The following is a 17,514-nucleotide window of genomic DNA, read 5'->3' on the forward strand; positions in this document are numbered from 1 at the left end:
GTCATCCCTGACTGTTGTTCTCATGGGTGGGGGCACGGTGGACGGCGCTCTCGTGTCCCAGGGACCGCTCGATGGCCTCGCGCAGGACCACCCGGTCGTCGAAGGGGCGCACCACTCCGTGGATGTCCTGGCCCTGCTCGTGGCCCTTGCCTGCGATGAGTACGGTGTCGCCCGGCCCGGCCCGGCCGACCGCGGCGGCGATGGCGGCGGCCCGGTCCGCGTCGACCAGGACGTCGCCGCGTTCGTGCACGGGCACTTCGGCGGCACCCGCGAGCATGGCGGCGAGGATGCCCAGGGGGTCCTCGGAGCGGGGGTTGTCGGAGGTCAGTACGGCGGTGTCGGAGAGCCGGGCCGCGGCTGCTCCCATCGGGCCGCGCTTGGTGGTGTCGCGGTCGCCGCCGCAGCCGAGGACGATGTGCAGCTTGCCCTCGGTGACCTTCTGGAGGGAGCGGAGCACCGATTCAACGGCGTCGGTCTTGTGCGCGTAGTCGACGAGTGCGAGGTACGGCTGTCCGGCGTCGACCCGCTCCAGCCGGCCGGGCACCCCGGGCACGGCGGCGACGCCGTCGGCCGCGATCTGCGGGTCGATGCCCGCGACCGCGAGGGTGACGATCGCGGCCAGGGTGTTGGCGACGTTGAACGGTCCGGGCAGCGGGGCCCGGGCGGTGGCCCGTTGGTCCTTGGGGCCGACGACGGTGAAGGTGGAGCCGAGCTGGCCGACCTCGACGTCCTCGGCCCGCCAGTCGGCATCCGGGTGACCCTCGGCGGAGAAGGTGGTGACCGGGACGGACGCCTCGGTGATCAGCCTGCGGCCGTACTCGTCGTCGAAGTTGACGACGCCCTGCCTGCTGCGCTGCGGGGTGAACAGCTGCGCCTTGGCCTGGAAGTAGTCCTCCATGCCGGAGTGGAACTCCATGTGCTCAGGGCTCAGGTTGTTGAAGACGGCGACGTCGAAGACGCAGCCGTCGACCCGGCCGAGCACCAGGGCGTGGCTGGAGACCTCCATGGTCACCGCGTCGACGCCGCGTTCGCGCATGACGGCGAACAGGGCCTGCAGATCGGTGGCCTCGGGGGTGGTCCGCTCGGACTTGATGCGCTCGTCGCCGATCCGCATCTCCACGGTGCCGATCAGACCGGTGCTGCGTCCGGCGCCGCGGAAGCCGCCCTCGATGAGGTAGGCGGTGGTGGTCTTGCCGGAGGTTCCGGTGATGCCGATCTGGAGCAGGTCGGTGCCTGGGTGTCCGTAGATCTCGGCGGCGAGTTCGCCCATCCGGCCGCGCGGGTCCTCGGTGACCAGCACCGGAAGTCCGGTGGCGGCGGCGCGTTCGGCGCCCGAGGGGTCGGTGAGGATGGCGGCCGCGCCGAGGCCGGCCGCCTGGGCGGTGAAGTCGGCGCCGTGGAGGCGGGCACCCGGCAGGGCCGCGTACACGTCTCCGGGGCGTACGGCCCGGGAGTCGTGGGTGATGCCGGTGACTTCGCCGGTGCCAGGCGGTTCGACTCCCAGCCGGGCTGCCAGCTCACCGATGGAGGTCGGCCGCAGCCGATCCGGGCGGGGCGCTCCCGGGTAGTTCACAGGGGCGTCCTTCTGGGTGGTTCGGAACTGTTCAGCGTGGGGCACGGCGGTGAGCGTACCGGGAGCACCCGGCCTCTCGCGAAGTGAGGGGCCGGGGTCGCGGTGGTTCCCGTGCCGGTTCCCGGGATCAGGGGTGATGGTTGTCACTGGATGGTCTCCCTGAGTTCACTCGCCGGGTTCGAAGGTCACCGGCAGCCTGGCCGGCTCGCTGCCCGACGGTGCGGTCTGAAGCGTCTTGAGGGCGAATTCCATGACCTGCTTGTAGATGGGTCCGCAGATCTGGCCGCCGAAATAGCTGCCCTTGGTGGGGTTCTGAATCGCGCAGTAGACGGTGATCTGAGGGTCGTCGGCGGGGGCGAAACCGGCGAAGGACGCGGTGTAGCCGTGATAGCCGCCGCGTACCGGATCGACCCGGTTGGCCGTACCGGTCTTGCCCGCGACGCGGTAGCCGGGGATCTTGGCCTTCGTCCCGGTGCCCTCCTGGTCACCGACCACCGACTCCAGCATGCGCGCCAGTGTCCTGGCTGTCTTCTCGCTGACCACCCGGGACTGCTCCGGGGCGTCGGCGGCGCTGAAGCGGCCGTCGGCCCCCTTGGTGCCGCGGACGAGGGTCGGTGCGATCCGGACCCCGCCGTTGGCGATCGTGGAGTAGATCGAGGCGGCCTGCATGGCGTTGAGCGAGAGCCCCTGGCCGAACGGGATCGTGTACTGCTGCGAGGTCGACCAGTCCTGCGGCTTGGCGAGGATGCCGGGGGTCTCACCCGGGTAGCCGAGTCCGGTCGGTGAGCCGATGCCGAATTTGCGCAGGTAGGAGTAGAGCGTCTTGTTGGCCTGGGCCTGGGTCTTCCCGAGCTGTCCGGCGGCCATGATGGTGCCGATGTTGCTGGACTTGGCGAGTACGCCGTTGAGCGTCAGGTACCAGGTGGGATGGTCGATGTCGTCCTTGAAGGCCCGGTCGCCGCGGTGCAGCCGGTTGGGGACGGTGACGTGGGTACCGGGGGTGGCGGCCCCTTCCTCCAGCACCGCCGCCATGGACATGACCTTGCTGGTGGAGCCGGGCTCGTAGACGTCCTGGAGCGCGGCGTTGCCCAGCGACGCCGCGTCGGCCTGCGAGAGGTCGTTGGGGTCGAAGCCGGGGGCGTTGGCCATGGCGAGCACCTCGCCGGTCCGGGTGTTCTGCACGACCACGTAGCCACGGTCGGCCCTGGACTTCGCCACCTGTTCGGAGATGGCCTTCTGGGCCGCCCACTGAATGTCGCGGTCGATGGTCAGCTCGATGTCGGAGCCCGCGACGGCCGGGACCTCCTTGGTGCCCGCGGTGGGCACCCGTCGGCCGCCGGACTGGGCGTAGCTGATCGTGCCGTCCTCGCCCGCCAGCTCCTTGTCCAGCTGGGATTCCAGGCCGCCCGCGCCCTTGCCCTCGGCATTGACATAACCCAGTATCCCGGCGGCGAGCCCGCCGTTGGGATAGACCCTCTTGGTGGTCGCCTCCTGGAAGACACCGGCCAGCACATTGGCTCCGGGGCCGCCGGCCGCCTTGTCCTTCGAGGCCTTCTCGGCGAAGACCGACTTGAGGTCCTTGATCTGCTTCCAGACCTGCGGGGTCTGCCGGCGGGCCAGCACCGTGTACCGGCTCTTCGGCTTCGCCAGCTTCTTCGTCAGCTCGGCGGCGTCGGCACCGAGGATGGGCGCGAGCAGGGCGGCGGCCTGCTGGGGGGCATCCGGGGCCTTGCTGTCGGCCGGTGTGAACATCTTGGGGTCGGCGGTGATGTCGTACGCGTCGACGCTGGTGGCCAGCGCGATGCCGCTGCGGTCGGTGATCTCGCCGCGCTCGGCGGCGACGGTGTAGCTGAGGTAGCGGTTCCTGTCGGCCTTGGCCGCGTACGCGTTGGCGTCGACGGCCTGGACCTGCAGGAGCCGGACGACGAACGCGATCATGACGAGTGTCAGGGCGAGGCTGACCAGCCGCAGCCTGGGGCGCGGACTGCCCAGCCGGAGCGGACGGCCCGAACGGCTGCGCGGCGCCGGCCTGCGCGCGGCGGCCGACGAGGTCCGACGCCGCGCATCGGGACGGGCGCGGCCGGAGCGGGGCGCCGCGTTACGGGGGCGCGCCGGGCCGGGGACCCGCCGGCGCGGTGGTTCCTTGGAAGGCACTGCGTCACCTGCCGGGGCTCGTGGAGGGCTGGTCTGCCGGGGTACGAGTGGTCGCCGATCCGCTCGGCCCGGCCGCGTCGGCGCTGGAGGCGGACGTACTCGGTGTGGCGGCGGGGGTGCCCGCCGCGCCGCCCGGAGGGGTGGTGCCGGGCGAACCGGAGAGCGCCGCCGGGCTCGCGGTGGTCCGCGGCGGCGGTGCGGGGGTCCGCGGCGGTGCGGTGGTCTTCTGCGGCGGTGCGGGGGCCGGCCCTGCGGTGGCGGCCGAGGGAACGCCCCGGACCGTGCCGTCGGGGCCCAGGAAGACGGGGCTGCCGCCGGGGACCATGCCCAGTTCCCTGGCCCGGCGGGCCAGGGCGTCGGGCTCGGCGGAGCTGTCGACGTCGCGCTGGAGCGCCTGCTGCTCGTCGGTGAGGTCCGTGGTCCGCTTCTTCAGCTCGCTCAGCCGGAACGATCCTTCGTTGAGCGCGGAGTTCAGCAGGAGCAGGGTGATCAGGCCGCCGCCCAGGAGCAGGACCACCAGCAGGACGAAGGGGGTCCGGGCCGCGTTGCTCGGCCCGGCCGGCATCAGCCGGGTGAGCCGTGCGGCACGCCCTTTCAGCTGCCCGGCCGCTTTGCTCACCGCACCGCCCCGTCCCTGGGGCGTGTCCGCGCACCGGGGCTCCAAGGGCTCATCGCTCCTCCGCCCGGATCCGCTGGGCGCCGCGCAGCCGGGCGGGGGCGGCGCGCCGGTTCTCGGCGACCTCCTCCTCGGTGGGCAGCTCGGCGCCCCGGGTGAGCAGCTTCAGCCGGGGCTGGTAGCGCTCGGGGACGACCGGCAGCCCGGCCGGGGCGGTGTTGGCGGCGCCCGCCGCGAACACCTGCTTGACCAGCCGGTCCTCCAGCGAGTGGTACGAGAGGACGGCGATGCGCCCGCCGACGGCGAGGCTCCGCACAGCGGCCGGGATCGCCCGTTCCAGCACGCTGAGCTCGCCGTTGACCTCGATGCGCAGCGCCTGGAAGGTGCGTTTGGCGGGGTTGCCGCCGGTGCGCTTGGCGGCCTGCGGCAGCGAGTCACGGATCAGCTCGACGAGCCTGGCGCTGTTGCTGAAGGGTTCCTTCTCGCGCTCGCGGACGACGGCGGAGACGATCCGCTTGGCCTGCTTCTCCTCGCCGTACGCCCGCAGGATCCGGACCAGTTCGCCGGGCGGATAGGTGTTGAGCACCTCGGCCGCACCCATGCCGGTCGACTGGTCCATCCGCATGTCGAGCGGGGCGTCCTGGGCGTACGCGAATCCGCGGTCGGCCTCGTCCAGCTGCATGGAGGAGACACCGAGGTCGAACAGGATCCCCTGGACCTTGGGGACGCCGAGCCGGTCGAGCACCTCGGGCAGTTCGTCGTAGACGGCGTGCACCAGTGTGGCGCGGTCGCCGTAGGGGGCGAGGCGCTCGCCCGAGAGGCGCAGCGCCTCCTTGTCCCGGTCCAGCGCGATCAGCCGGGCGGTGGGGAAGGCGGAGAGCAGCGCCTCGCTGTGTCCGCCGAGGCCCAGCGTGCAGTCGACGACCACGGGCGGCTGCGGTCCCGGCGCCTCAAGAGCCGGGGCCAACAGGTCCAGGCACCGCTGGAGCATCACCGGGACGTGTCGGGTCTGGCTCATGCGCCCTCTCAGGCTCAGGTCCCGGGTGGCGGCACGTACGGCCTGGTCCCCGCCCGCTCGCGAAGGGGAGGTCCGCCGGCGCCGGGGAAATGGCGTCAGCCGACCGGCGAGCGGGAGAGGGCCGGGCCGTACGTACGCCGCGCACACGGGGAAACTTCGGAATGTGCAGGGTGTCGGTAACTTCCCGTCACTTTAGACCGACCGGCAGGCGGTCTTGGCCCACCCTGCCATTCGATCGATTCCCGATCAATCAACCCGGCAGCGCGTCGTCCCTCCCTTTTGTTCACCCGGTCGGGTGACCGAGTGTGAGGCTTGTGGGTTACCTCACAACAAACACCGTTGACGTTCTTTGTCCGCTTCCACGCCACGCCGGAGCGGCCGACCCGGGCTAACGTCTTGTTCATGTCGACTTCCGCGCATTCCCCTGCCGAACCGTCCGTTCCCGTCACCGGCCGGGCCGGCACCGGCGGCACGGTCACCGACCGCCTCGTCGAGGCGAACGTCGAGTACGCCTGCGAGTTCAGCGACCCCGGCATGGACGCGAAGCCGGTGCTACGCGTCGCCGTGGTCGCCTGCATGGACGCCCGGCTCGACCTGCACAAGGCGCTCGGCCTGGCGCTCGGCGACTGCCACACCATCCGCAACGCGGGCGGCGTGGTCACCGACGACGTGATCCGCTCACTGACGATCAGCCAGCGGGCCCTCGGCACCCGCAGCGTGATACTGATCCACCACACGAACTGCGGTATGGAGTCGATCACCGAGGAGTTCCGTCAGGAGCTCGAGGGGGAGGTCGGCCAGCGCCCCGTCTGGGCCGTGGAGGCGTACAGCGACGCGGACCAGGATGTCCGGCAGTCGATGCAGCGCGTCCGCACGTCGCCGTTCCTGCTGCACAGCGATGACGTGCGCGGCTTCGTCTTCGATGTGACCACCGGTCTGCTGCGCGAGATCTTTCCGGCTTCCTGACCTCCGGAAGGACTCCGGCGGGCATCAAAAATGCCGACCCAACCCGACATATCGGCGCCAGTTGTCCCAGGCAAGTGACACGAAGCGGTAACGGCAACAAGAATGCGGGTGTGACACCCCGTCGGACGTCGTCAGGCGAGGTGTCCGTATTTCGGGGTGGGCCGGGCCGCACAGGAGCACCGGCCCGTGACAGGGGAATCCCGTGCTCCTGGTGAGCGTGGGGCAGGGCCGAGGAGGGCCGGGTGACGACCTATGACGATCGAGCGAGCCTCACAGATCTGACCACCACAGCGGAGCGGGTGCGCAGGTCGGTGGAGAGTGTGATCGAGGGCAAGCCTGAGGTCGTACGGCTTTCGCTGACCGTGCTGCTCGCGGAGGGGCACCTGCTGATCGAGGATGTCCCCGGAGTCGGCAAGACCATGCTGGCCAAGGCGCTGGCGCGGTCCATCGACTGCTCGGTGCGGCGTATCCAGTTCACACCTGACCTGCTGCCCTCGGACATCACCGGGGTGTCCATCTTCGATCAGCAGCGCCGCGAGTTCGAGTTCAAACCGGGCGCGATCTTCGCCCAGATCGTGATCGGCGACGAGATCAACCGCGCCTCGCCCAAGACCCAGTCAGCGCTGCTGGAGTCGATGGAGGAGCGCCAGGTCACGATCGACGGGCACAGCTACGAGCTGCCCGACCCCTTCATGGTCGTGGCCACCCAGAACCCGGTGGAGATGGAGGGCACCTACCCGCTGCCCGAGGCCCAGCGCGACCGGTTCATGGCCAGGGTGTCGATCGGCTACCCCAGCCCGGAGGCCGAGCTCCAGATGCTTGATGTGCACGGCGGTGTCTCGCCCCTGGACGACCTCCAGCCGGTGGCGCACGCACACGACATCGTGAAGCTGATCGAAGCGGTGCGGACGGTCCACGTCGCCGACGCCGTCCGCCGGTACGCGGTGCAGCTCGTCGGGGCCACCCGCAGTCATCCCGATCTCAGGCTCGGCGCCTCGCCGCGCGCCACTCTGCATCTGCTGCGCGCGGCGAAGGCCACCGCGGCACTGAGCAGCCGGGACTACTGCCTGCCCGACGACGTGCAGGCACTGGCGGTCGCGGTGCTCGCACACCGGCTGCTGCCGACCGCGCAGGCCCAGCTGAACCGCCGCACCGCCGAGCAGGTCGTGCTGGAGATCCTCCAGCAGACACCGGTGCCGACCGCGGCGGGCGGTGCGGCCGTCCCGATGCCGCAGCATGAGCCGGGCGGCGCGTACGGCAGTCGGCAGCAGCCCGGCGCACGGCGGCTCTGATGAGCGCCGGGGGGGCAAGCGCGATGGACGACAGCGACGACAAGGGCGGCCTGCGGGCCGCGCTGAGCGGGCTGACCACGCGCGGACGGTCCTTCCTCGCGGCCGGTATCGCCGCCGCGGCCTGTGCGTATGTGCTGGGCCAGGGGGACCTGCTGCGCGTCGGACTGCTCCTCGCCGTGCTGCCGCTGGTCTGCGTGGCAGTGCTCTTCCGGACCCGCTACCGGGTCGCGGGCACCCGGCGGCTCTCGCCGTCCCGGGTGCCCGCGGGCACCGAGGCGCGGGTCCATCTGCGGATGGACAACATCTCGCGGCTGCCCACCGGTCTGCTGATGCTCCAGGACCGGGTGTCCTACGTGCTCGGTCCACGGCCCCGCTTCGTCCTGGACCGGGTCGAGGCGGGCGGCCGGCGCGAGGTCTCCTACCGGGTGCAGTCCGATCTGCGGGGCCGCTATCCGCTCGGTCCGCTGCAGCTGCGGCTGAGCGATCCGTTCGGGATGTGCGAGCTGACGCGTTCGTTCAGCGCGTACGACACCCTCGTCGTCATCCCGCGGACCGAACCGCTGCCGCCGGTGCGGCTGGCGGGCGAGTCCTCCGGGTACGGCGAGGGGCGGCAGCGGTCGCTGGCGCTGGCCGGCGAGGACGACGTGATCCCGCGCGGCTACCGGCACGGCGACGATCTGCGCCGCGTCCACTGGCGCTCCACCGCGCGCTACGGCGAGCTGATGGTGCGCCGCGAGGAGCAGCCGCAGCGGGCCAGATGCACGGTGCTCCTGGACACCCGGCAGATCGCGTATCAGGGGACGGGGCCCGACTCGGCGTTCGAGTGGGCCGTATCGGGGACCGCCTCCGTGCTGGTGCACATGCTGGAACGGGGCTTCGCGGTCCGGCTGCTGACGGACGAGGGCAGCGCGCTCCCGGGTGAGGGGTCGGGCGGTTTCGCCGGCTCCGGCCAGGACTCCGCGGCCGCGGCCGGGCTGATGATGGACACCCTCGCCGTCGTCGACCACTCCGACGGGGGCGGTCTCTCCCGTGCGTACGACGTGCTGCGCGGCGGCAACGAGGGCCTGCTGATCGCCTTCCTCGGCGACCTGGACGAGGAGCAGGCGGCTGTGGCTGCCCGGATGCGGCAGCGCAGCGGTGGTGCCGTCGCGTTCGTGATGGACAGCGCCGCCTGGGTGCACGGTGAGTCGCCCGCCACCGAGGCGGCGTCCGAGCGGCGGCTGCGGCTGCTGCGCGAGTCGGGGTGGACGGCGGTTGCGGTGAGGCCCGGAACGGATCTCGCGCGGCTGTGGCAGCAGGCGAGCCATCTGGGTTCGCTGACGCAGTCCGCCGCCGTGGGCGGCGCGACGGGCGGTACGACAGGTTTCTCCAGTGGTTGGTCATGAGGGGACGGTCATGAGCGGTCGTGGTCGGCTGGCGCTGTGCGCCTTTGCGGCGACGCTGATGGCGGCATGTTCGATGCTGCCGCTGGTCGACCCGGTCAGCTGGATGGTGCAGGCCGCGTTCCTGCTGGCCATCCAGTTCGGGGTGGGTGCGCTCAGCCGCCGGGTGCCGCTGCCTCGGCTGCTGACCGTCGTCGCGCAGATGCTGGTCACGCTGGTGCTGCTGACCGTGGCGTTCGCCCGGGAGCAGGCGGTGGCGGGGTTCCTGCCGGGTCCGCGGTCCGTACAGTCGCTCGTGGATCTGCTGTCCGCGGGGGCCGATGACGTCGGCCGGTACGCGATTCCGGCGCCGGCCACGGCGGGCATCCGGCTGATGCTGGTGGGCGGTGTGCTGCTGGTCGGTCTGGCGGTGGACGTGCTGGCGGTGACGTTCCGCAGTGCCGCGCCGGCCGGGCTGCCCCTGCTGGCTCTGTACTCCGTCGCGGCCGGGCTGTCGGACGGCGGCGCGGACTGGCTGTGGTTCCTCCTCGCCGCCTGCGGCTATCTGCTCCTGCTGCTGGCCGAGGGGCGCGACCGGCTCTCCCAGTGGGGGCGGGTCTTCGCCGGAACGGCCAGGCCCAGGGGCGGCCCGGTCGGTGGCAGCCTCTCGGGCGGCGGGGCGCTCGCCCCGGTGCGCACGGGGCGCCGCATCGGCGCGCTGGCCCTGGGAATCGCACTGGCCGTACCCGCGGCGCTGCCCGCTCTCGACAGCGGTCTGCTGGCCGGCACGGGGGCCGGCAACGGCAGAGGGGGCGGTGGCGGCACCATCTCCGCGGTGAACCCGCTGGTCTCCCTGCAGAACAACCTCAACCAGCCGGAGAACCGGCAGGTGATGTCGTACCGCACCAACTCGAACAGCCCGCAGGACTTCTATCTGCGCATCCTGGCGCTGGACCAGTTCAACGGAAACGAATGGCGGGCGTCGACCCGCCGGCTGAAGGACGTGCCCAAGCGGCTTCCGAGCCCCGGAGGTCTGTCCCCGGAGGTCGCGGTCACGGAGATCAGCTCGAACATCTCCGCCTCCCGTTCCTACCGGCAGACCTATCTGCCCCTCCCCTATCCGGCGACCGAGGTCAGGGTCGGCGGGCGCTGGCGGTACGAGTCGGAGGGCCGCACCCTGGTCGGTGACGACGGGGAGACGACCCAGGGTGCGCAGTACGAGGTCTCCAGCCTGGTCGTGCAGCCGACGTCGGACCAGCTCGCCAACGCGGGACCGGCCCCGGCCGCCCTCCAGCGCGAGTACACCCGGGTGCCCGGCTCGCTGCCGAAGGTGGTCAAGGAGACGGCCGACAGGGTGACGCGGGGCGCCGGTACCGCCTACGAGCAGGCGGTGAAGCTGCAGGACTACTTCGCCTCGGACGGCGGGTTCACCTACGACACCTCGGTGAACTCCGGCACAGGCAGCGCGGCGATCGGCCGCTTCCTCAAGGACAAGCAGGGCTTCTGCGTCCACTTCTCCTTCACGATGGCCGCGATGGCCCGGACGCTCGGAATCCCGGCCAGGGTCGCCATCGGCTTCACTCCCGGTACCGCGCAGTCGGACGGTTCGATGTCGGTCGGGCTGCGCGATGCGCACGCCTGGCCGGAACTGTATTTCGAGGGCATCGGCTGGACCCGCTTCGAGCCGACGCCGACGCGTGGCACCGTGCCGTCGTACACCCTGCCGGACGCCCCTTCCGGCGATCCGGCCGATCCGGCCCGCCCGGAGACGGGCGCGTCGGCCGCGACGCCGGTCGCCCCGTCCGCCTCGGACAGCTGCCCGCCGCAGCTGCGCAAGCAGGGCGAGTGCGGCAGCACGGTGGCTCCGGGAGCGGTGGGGCCGACGGATTCGGGGACGCCGGCGGGCACGGTGCTCGGCGTGACCCTGCTGGTGCTGCTCGTACTGCTGCTGCCGTCGCTGCCGATGCTCTGGCGGATCAGGGCCCGGGCCCGCAGGCTGAGCTTCTCCGCCGGGCGTACGCCGGGCGACGTCACCGCCAGAACGCTGGCGGCCTGGCGGGAGATCACCGACACGGCGTGGGACCACGGCATCGCCCCGGACGAGTCGCTGACCCCGCGCAGGGCCGCGGCCCGGATCGTACGGCTGGGGCACCTCGACACCGAGGGGGCCGAGGCGGTCCACCGGGTGGCGGGCGCGGTGGAGCAGGCTCTCTACGCGCCGGAGCCGCGGCCCGAGGCAGGGCTTTCGGAGGATGTGCGGGCGGTACGGACCGCGCTGCGGGCCTCCGTCGGCCGGTTCACCCGGCTCCGCGCGGTCATGGCTCCGCGATCGGCCATTCGGGTGGTGTGGGCGGCCTCGGATCGCCGGGCAGCCCTGACCGCCAGATGGAGCATGCCCCGACGCCCCGCCTGGCTGCGACGCCCGTCCCGCCAGGAGGGCTGACCCGCCCGGCGTCCGGGTGGGCTGCCGAGCCCGCCCGGACGCCCTGGCCGGCCCGCCCAGGGGTTCTTTCCGGCCCGCCAGGGGTTTGAGGCATCTCCTCCGGCCCGCCCGGCGATCGACAGCACACCGTCCGGCCGGCGCACCCGGCGCGGACACACGTGTGAGGGGCGGTCGCAGAGATGCGACCGCCCCTCACACATCAGTGTCCGAAGCTCTTACTGGCCCTGCTCATCGCGGCGACGCTGCCACCGCTGCTCGATCCGGTTCATCACGGTCCGGCGCTGTTTGGGCTGTCGACGCTCGCCCCCGCCACCGGTTCCGGCTGCCTGTTGCTCACCGGGCTTGGGCGCTTTGCGCCAACCAGTGACCGCGAGCACCGCGCAGCCCAGCATGACGAGGAACCCCACCACGCTGATCCAGATCTGCTGGGCGACCATTCCGGCCATGAGGAGCGCGATACCCACCAGGAAGCCAGCAACTGCCTGGTAGACCCGTCGCCGGGTGTACGTACGCAGCCCGCTTCCCTCGAGCGCTGTCGCGAACTTGGGATCTTCGGCGTACAGCGCTCGCTCCATTTGCTCGAGCATTCGCTGCTCGTGCTCCGAGAGCGGCACGGAGTCCTCCTCGTCGTCGGCCGCGGGGGGCGGCCGGTATGCGGCCCTTCCAGGATAGGCAGGGAATCGTCCCCGTGAAACCCGCCCTCATTGCCAATCAGCCAGTCCGGGCCGCCACGACGGCTCAGCTGCTGAGGCGTTGATTCCCCAACCTCCGATCCGTCATGCCGGATGGTGTCCCCCGATCATACGGGGCCGAGGCCCCGATCGGGGCTGCTGGGCCGTACTCCGTCTGCGGCTGCGTTGCTGATCAGCCGCGCTAGCGGCGTGATAGGGCCGGTGCCTCAGGCGGGCTTGGTGCCCAGAACGTGCAGCTGGGTCGCCACCGCATGGAAAGCGGGCAGTTCGGCAGCCGCCGTCTCCAGCTTGAGCAGGGCTTCCATCGCACCGGGCTCGGTGTCCACCAGGACGCCCGGTACGAGGTCCGCGAAGACGCGTACACCGTGGACCGCGCCGACCTCGACACCGGCCGCCGAGACCAGCTCGGTGAGCTGCTCCGCCGTGTACCGCCGGGGCATCGGGTCGCCGTCGCCCCAGCGGCCCGCCGGGTCGCTGAGCGCCTGCCTGGCCTCGGTGAAGTGACCGGCGAGCGCACGGGCCAGGACCGCGCCGCCCAGCCCGGCGGCGAGCAGGCTGAGGGCACCTGCCGGGCGGAGCGCGTCGACCGCGTTCCGTACGCCCTCGGCGGGGTCGTCCACGTACTCCAGGACGCCGTGGCAGAGCGCCGCGTCGTAGCCACCGCGCTCGACCACGTCGAACAGGCCGAGGATGTCGCCCTGGACACCGCGGACACGGTCGGCGACGCCGGCCTCGGCGGCGCGGCGCTCCAGCGCGAAGAGCGCGTTGGGGCTGGGGTCGACGACGGTGACCCGGTGGCCGAGGCGGGCCACCGGTACGGCGAAGTTGCCCGTGCCGCCGCCGGTGTCCAGTACGTCCAGGGCGTCCCTGCCGGTCGCCTTGACCTGACGGTCGAGGGCGTCCTTGAGGACCTCCCAGACCACGGCGGTACGGAGGGAGGCGCGGGGGCGCAGCTGGTCCGACACGGCAGTTGTCTCCTCGGCACGGTGCCGCCGCTGACGGCGGAGCGTGAACAGCGCAGGTGATAGGTCCCGACCACCCTATTGCCTCACGCCGCCCGCGCCGTCATCACTCGTCGGGCCGCTCACCGCGGGGCCGCGGAAGCACCGGCTGGAGGACCAGCAGCCGCTCCACCAGGCGCAGGAACATGGCCGCGTCCCGCAGAAGGTCGTCCGCGTCGCGCCGGCCGGCCGCTCCGGGTATGCCCGCTTCCGCACGGGCCCGCCGCCGGGCACCCGAGGCGAACAGCGCGCTCCACTCGGTCAGCTCGGGGGCGATTTCCGGGAGGACCTCCCAGGCGCTGCGGATCCTCTCCCGGCGCCGCCGCGAGGTCTCGGGGCGCCCCCGGACGGCGAGGACCGCGGCGGCGGCGCGCAGCGCGGCGAGGTGGGCGGTGGCATACCGCTCGTTGGGCACGTCGAGAACAGCTGCCTCTTCGAGGCCGGCGTGGGCCTGGGCGAGGAGATCGAGAGCGGCGGGCGGCGCCGTGGCGCGCCGGAGAACGGGGTGGACATCGTGCGCCGGACCGGTCGGTGAGGGGGCAGGGCCGTCTGCGCGGCGTCGCGGAGCGGCTGCTGCGGACGAGTGGGCCATGACAGAACCTCCTGTCTCGTAACGGCTTCGTGGCCGTCTGTATCCATCGTGACGGCCACCACTGACAATCGGCTTCGATCACCGTCTGACCTGGGGTTTTGCTTCGATCGCGAGTTCAGGCTACCTTTTTGCACTGACCAGTCAGTCCAAAAGAACGGAGAGGGCCTGTGGACAGCCCGCACGGGGCAGCTGTCGCCGCCGAGAACCTCGGGCTCAAGGGGCCGCGCGGCTGGGCCTTCCGCGGTGTGACCTTCAGCGCCGGGCCCGGCTCCCTGATCGCGGTCGAGGGCCCGTCCGGATCCGGCCGCACCTGCCTGCTGCTCGCCCTCACCGGCCGGATGCGCTCCACCGAGGGCCACGCCGAGACCGGCGGCCTGCGCCTGCCGCGGCGGGCCGCCGCCGTACGGCGCATCGCGGCACTGGGACCCGTGCCCGGGGTCAGCGAGCTCGACCCGGCCCTCACGGTCGCCGAGCACCTGCGCGAACGCGCCCTGCTCCAGCGCCGCTACGACGGCTCCCCGCGCGCCCTGCTGCGTCCGCGCCGCGAGCGCGTCGCCACGGCCAGGGCCCGGATCGACGCGGCGCTGGACGCCGCCGGACTCGACCCCGCCACCCTGCCCAAGGCCGAGCGGACCTCCGTACGGGATCTGGAACGGCTGGAGGCGCTGCGGCTCTCGCTCGCCCTCGCGCTGATCGGCCGGCCGGCGCTGATCGCGGTGGACGACGCCGATCTCAAACTCTCCGGCGCCGAGCGCGCCGAGGCCTGGGAGCTGCTGCGCTCCCTCGCCGCCGGCGGCACGACCGTGCTGGCCGTGTGCAGCGAGGCCCCCCAGGACGCGCTCACCGTACGCACGGACACCACCGGGGCTGCGCAGCCCTCCAGCAGCACCGACAACACCGAGACCCCCGACGCCGCGGAGCCGGCGGACCCCACGGACGACGAAGGGACGGCCGATGCGTTCGCCGAGACTGGCCACTCTTGAGCTGAGGCGCTTCGGCAGGGGGCGGCTGCCGCGCGCGGCACTGGCCGCACTTCTGCTGCTGCCCCTGCTCTACGGCGCCCTGTACCTGTGGTCGTTCTGGGACCCGTACGGCCGCCTGGACCGCATACCGGTCGCACTGGTCAACGACGACAAGGGCGCGTCCGCCGAGGGAAAGCGCGTCGCGGCCGGGGACGAGATCACCGGCAAGCTGCTCGACTCCAAGGTCTTCGACTGGCACGAGGTGAGCTCCGCCGAGGCCGACAAGGGCGTCGAGGACGGCACGTACTACCTCTCGCTGACCATGCCGTCGGACTTCAGCAAGCGCATCGCGTCCAGCGCGGGCGACTCCCCCGAGACCGGCGCCCTCCAGGTGCGCACCAACGACGCGAACAACTACATCGTCGGCCAGATCTCCCGGACGGTCTTCTCCGAGGTGCGCACCGCCGCCTCGGCCAACGCCTCACGCGGCTTCCTCGACCGGATCTTCATCAACTTCTCCGATCTCCATGACGCGACGGCGAAGGCCGCCAAGGGCGCCGACGACCTCAAGGGCGGGATCGGCAAGGCGAAGAAGGGCTCGAAGGACCTCGCGGACGGGCTGAAGGACGCGAAGGCGGGCAGCGGCAGGCTGGCCGGCGGCATCGTCAGACTGGACGCGGGCGCGGGCGATCTGGAGACCGGCTCGCGCCAGGTCGCGGACGGCACCCAGCTGCTCGCCGACAAGGTCAACGGGGTGGCGGCCGACGTCCGCCCGTTCCTGAAGGACAACGGGAAGTCGATCGGCGACACGGCCCGGCTGGTCTCCGATTCCTCGCAGACCGTACGGGACAACCTCGACGCGCTGGTGAAGGCCGCGCCCGCCGCCGCCACCGCCGCGCACACGGCCTCCGACGATCTCACCGATGTCCACCGCACCCGGTGCGAGGAGCAGCCGCTCCCCGATTCCACCGTCTGTGAGCCGCTGAAGCGGGCCGTGACGGCGGCGGCCGATGTCGCGGCCGTGGCCGACGATGTGAACGTCCTGGTCAAGAACCAGCACGGGGACCTCACGCAGCTGCGCGGTCAGCTGGCCACCCTGCAGAAGCAGGCCGACGCCCTCGCCGAGCGCTCACCGCATCTGGACGAGGACCTGGACAGCGCGGTCAAGAAGATCAACGCGCTCAACACCGGTGCCCACAAGGTCGCCGAGGGCGCCGATCAGCTGCACACCGGCCTGTCCACGGCCAAGTCGGGCTCGGCCGAACTGAACACCGGCGTCGGTGACCTCAAGAAGGGCGCGACGAGCCTGGACAGCGGACTGATCCGACTCGGCGACGGTTCGGCCACGCTCGCGCAGGGCCTCAACGACGGGGTCGGCGAGATCCCCGACTACGACAAGAAGGACCGCGACGCCCGTACGGGAGTCATGTCCGACCCGGTGCAGCTGGCCTCCGGGTCGCTGCACGCCGCCCCCAACTACGGCACCGGCTTCGCCCCCTACTTCATCCCGCTCTCCCTCTGGGTCGGCGCGATGGTGGCGTACATGCTGATCCAGCCGCTCAACCGGCGCGCACTGGCGGCCGGGGCCCCGGCCTGGCGGATCGCCCTCGCGGGCTGGCTGCCGGTGGCCGCGATCGGTCTGCTCCAGGTGGCCGCGCTGATGTCCGTACTGCACTGGGGGCTCGGTCTCCAGATGGTCCGGGCCGCCGGGACGATCGGCTTCCTTGCGCTGGTGACCTGTTGCTTCGCCGCGATCGTGCAGTGGCTGAACGCCCGCTTCGGGGCGGCGGGACGCATCCTCGTACTCGCGGTGCTGATGCTCCAGCTGACCTCGGCCGGGGGTACGTACCCCGTGCAGACCAGTCCGGGCTTCTTCAACGCGATCCACCCCTATCTGCCGATGACCTACGTCGTCGAGGGGCTGCGCCGGCTGATCACGGGCGGCGGGCTCGGCCCGGTCTGGCAGGCCTGCGCGGTGCTGCTGGCCTTCACCGCGGGCGCGCTCGCGCTGACCGCCGTCTCGGCACGCCGCAAGCAGATGTGGACGCTGGACCGGCTGCACCCGGAGCTGAGCCTGTGAGCGCTCCGGGACCTGTGAGAATCAGGAGCATGGAAAGCAGTAGCACCACGCGCCGCCAGGCCACCCGGCAGAAGCTCTACGAGGCGGCCGTGACCCTCATCGCCGAGAAGGGCTTCTCGGCCACCACCGTGGACGAGATCGCCGAGCGCGCCGGGGTCGCCAAGGGCACGGTCTACTACAACTTCAAGAGCAAGACGGAACTCTTCGAGGAGCTGCTGCGCCACGGCGTCGGGCTGCTCACCTCCTCGCTGCGCTCCGCGGCCGAGGAGACCGACGAGCGCGGTGGCAGCCGGGTCGAGGCGCTGGACGCCATGATCCGGGCCGGTCTGGCGTTCATCGACCGCTATCCCGCCTTCACCCAGCTGTACGTGGCCGAGCTGTGGCGGACGAACCGGGCCTGGCAGGCGACCCTGCTGGTGGTGCGCCAGGAGGCCGTCGCCGTGGTCGAGGGAGTGCTCAAGGAGGGTGTCGCGGGCGGCGAGCTCAGCGAGGAGATCGACATCCCGCTGACGGCGGCCGCGCTGGTCGGCATGGTGCTGGTGGCGGCGCTGGACTGGCAGGCGTTCCAGCCGGAGCGGTCGATCGACGACGTGCACTCGGCGCTGTCCCTGCTGCTGCACGGGCGGGTCAGCGGGCGCTGACCCGCGCCCCGCGCAGCGGCCCGGACGCACGACGACGCCGGTCCGACGGGGCTCGATCCCCCCGAGCCCCGCCCGACCGGCGTCATCCGTGCTGCCGGAGAACCCTCCCCCGTGACCCCGTTG

14 protein-coding genes are annotated in these 17,514 nt (G+C 71.9%); 7 read left to right on the plus strand and 7 right to left on the minus strand.

Annotated features, from left to right (window positions below; genetic code table 11):
* Nucleotide 1 precedes the first annotated feature (1 nt).
* The 4 genes from J1C73_RS04265 to rsmH all read right to left on the minus strand — a co-directional run bounded on the left by J1C73_RS04265 (nt 2) and on the right by rsmH (nt 5,361).
* Nucleotides 2-1,720, minus strand: a complete 1,719-nt coding sequence (locus J1C73_RS04265; protein WP_372446648.1) for a UDP-N-acetylmuramoyl-L-alanyl-D-glutamate--2,6-diaminopimelate ligase — start codon at nt 1,718-1,720, stop codon at nt 2-4.
* An 18-nt stretch (nt 1,721-1,738) separates the two neighbouring features.
* Nucleotides 1,739-3,727 carry a peptidoglycan D,D-transpeptidase FtsI family protein gene (locus J1C73_RS04270; RefSeq protein ID WP_207315140.1) on the minus strand — a complete coding sequence of 663 codons (1,989 nt, stop codon included), beginning with the start codon at nt 3,725-3,727 and terminating at the stop codon, nt 1,739-1,741.
* 4 nt (nt 3,728-3,731) lie between these two features.
* On the minus strand, nt 3,732-4,292 hold the full coding sequence (ftsL, locus tag J1C73_RS04275; protein WP_207315152.1) for a cell division protein FtsL: 561 nt from the start codon (nt 4,290-4,292) through the stop codon (nt 3,732-3,734).
* A gap of 103 nt (nt 4,293-4,395) precedes the next feature.
* Nucleotides 4,396-5,361 (minus strand): 16S rRNA (cytosine(1402)-N(4))-methyltransferase RsmH, encoded by a 966-nt coding sequence (gene rsmH, locus J1C73_RS04280; RefSeq protein ID WP_123470001.1) that lies wholly within the window; start codon nt 5,359-5,361, stop codon nt 4,396-4,398.
* 402 nt (nt 5,362-5,763) lie between these two features.
* Here rsmH and J1C73_RS04285 point away from each other — a divergent pair, with 402 nt between their 5' ends.
* The 4 genes from J1C73_RS04285 (at nt 5,764) to J1C73_RS04300 (ending at nt 11,423) form a co-directional block, all read left to right on the plus strand.
* A complete protein-coding gene (locus J1C73_RS04285) occupies nt 5,764-6,327 on the plus strand; it encodes a beta-class carbonic anhydrase (RefSeq protein WP_207315141.1) in 564 nt (187 codons plus the stop codon).
* A 242-nt stretch (nt 6,328-6,569) separates the two neighbouring features.
* A complete protein-coding gene (locus tag J1C73_RS04290) occupies nt 6,570-7,619 on the plus strand; it encodes an AAA family ATPase (RefSeq protein ID WP_123470005.1) in 1,050 nt (349 codons plus the stop codon).
* Complete coding sequence (locus J1C73_RS04295; RefSeq protein ID WP_207315142.1) at nt 7,619-9,004, plus strand: DUF58 domain-containing protein; 1,386 nt, start codon at nt 7,619-7,621, stop codon at nt 9,002-9,004. The genes J1C73_RS04290 and J1C73_RS04295 overlap by 1 nt, the downstream gene beginning before the upstream one ends.
* Before the next feature lie 10 nt (nt 9,005-9,014).
* A complete protein-coding gene (locus J1C73_RS04300; RefSeq protein WP_207315143.1) occupies nt 9,015-11,423 on the plus strand; it encodes a transglutaminase TgpA family protein in 2,409 nt (802 codons plus the stop codon).
* Between the two features lie 215 nt (nt 11,424-11,638).
* Here the strand turns inward: J1C73_RS04300 and J1C73_RS04305 are convergent, their stop codons facing one another.
* From J1C73_RS04305 to J1C73_RS04315, 3 genes are all read right to left on the minus strand, one after another.
* Nucleotides 11,639-12,037, minus strand: a complete 399-nt coding sequence (locus J1C73_RS04305; protein ID WP_207315144.1) for an SCO2097 family morphological protein — start codon at nt 12,035-12,037, stop codon at nt 11,639-11,641.
* Nucleotides 12,038-12,321: 284 nt separating this feature from the next.
* Complete coding sequence (locus J1C73_RS04310) at nt 12,322-13,080, minus strand: methyltransferase (protein ID WP_123470015.1); 759 nt, start codon at nt 13,078-13,080, stop codon at nt 12,322-12,324.
* A gap of 103 nt (nt 13,081-13,183) precedes the next feature.
* Entirely contained in the window at nt 13,184-13,708 is a 525-nt protein-coding gene (locus tag J1C73_RS04315; RefSeq protein ID WP_207315145.1) for an SAV_6107 family HEPN domain-containing protein, read from the minus strand.
* Nucleotides 13,709-13,875: 167 nt separating this feature from the next.
* Here J1C73_RS04315 and J1C73_RS04320 point away from each other — a divergent pair, with 167 nt between their 5' ends.
* The 3 genes from J1C73_RS04320 to J1C73_RS04330 are packed head-to-tail and all read left to right on the plus strand — an operon-like array spanning nt 13,876 to nt 17,391.
* Nucleotides 13,876-14,691 carry an ATP-binding cassette domain-containing protein gene (locus J1C73_RS04320; RefSeq protein WP_207315146.1) on the plus strand — a complete coding sequence of 272 codons (816 nt, stop codon included), beginning with the start codon at nt 13,876-13,878 and terminating at the stop codon, nt 14,689-14,691.
* On the plus strand, nt 14,663-16,750 hold the full coding sequence (locus J1C73_RS04325) for a YhgE/Pip family protein (RefSeq protein ID WP_207315147.1): 2,088 nt from the start codon (nt 14,663-14,665) through the stop codon (nt 16,748-16,750). Before J1C73_RS04320 ends, J1C73_RS04325 begins: the two co-directional genes overlap by 29 nt.
* Nucleotides 16,751-16,779: 29 nt before the next feature.
* Complete coding sequence (locus tag J1C73_RS04330; protein WP_123470026.1) at nt 16,780-17,391, plus strand: TetR/AcrR family transcriptional regulator; 612 nt, start codon at nt 16,780-16,782, stop codon at nt 17,389-17,391.
* Nucleotides 17,392-17,514 lie beyond the last annotated feature (123 nt).

Origin of the sequence: Streptomyces laculatispora (assembly GCF_017353455.1) — a bacterium.
Classification (GTDB): Bacteria; Actinomycetota; Actinomycetes; order Streptomycetales; family Streptomycetaceae; genus Streptomyces; species Streptomyces laculatispora.

Bases quoted from the DNA above. Each gene is read 5' to 3' on its own strand.
- ftsL (WP_207315152.1), bottom strand. From the start codon at position 4,292: ATGCCGGCCGGGCCGAGCAACGCGGCCCGGACCCCCTTCGTCCTGCTG.
- rsmH (WP_123470001.1), bottom strand. From the start codon at position 5,361: ATGAGCCAGACCCGACACGTCCCGGTGATGCTCCAGCGGTGCCTGGAC.
- J1C73_RS04285 (WP_207315141.1), top strand. From the start codon at position 5,764: ATGTCGACTTCCGCGCATTCCCCTGCCGAACCGTCCGTTCCCGTCACC.
- J1C73_RS04295 (WP_207315142.1), top strand. From the start codon at position 7,619: ATGAGCGCCGGGGGGGCAAGCGCGATGGACGACAGCGACGACAAGGGC.
- J1C73_RS04300 (WP_207315143.1), top strand. From the start codon at position 9,015: ATGAGCGGTCGTGGTCGGCTGGCGCTGTGCGCCTTTGCGGCGACGCTG.
- J1C73_RS04315 (WP_207315145.1), bottom strand. From the start codon at position 13,708: ATGGCCCACTCGTCCGCAGCAGCCGCTCCGCGACGCCGCGCAGACGGC.
- J1C73_RS04325 (WP_207315147.1), top strand. From the start codon at position 14,663: ATGCGTTCGCCGAGACTGGCCACTCTTGAGCTGAGGCGCTTCGGCAGG.
- J1C73_RS04330 (WP_123470026.1), top strand. From the start codon at position 16,780: ATGGAAAGCAGTAGCACCACGCGCCGCCAGGCCACCCGGCAGAAGCTC.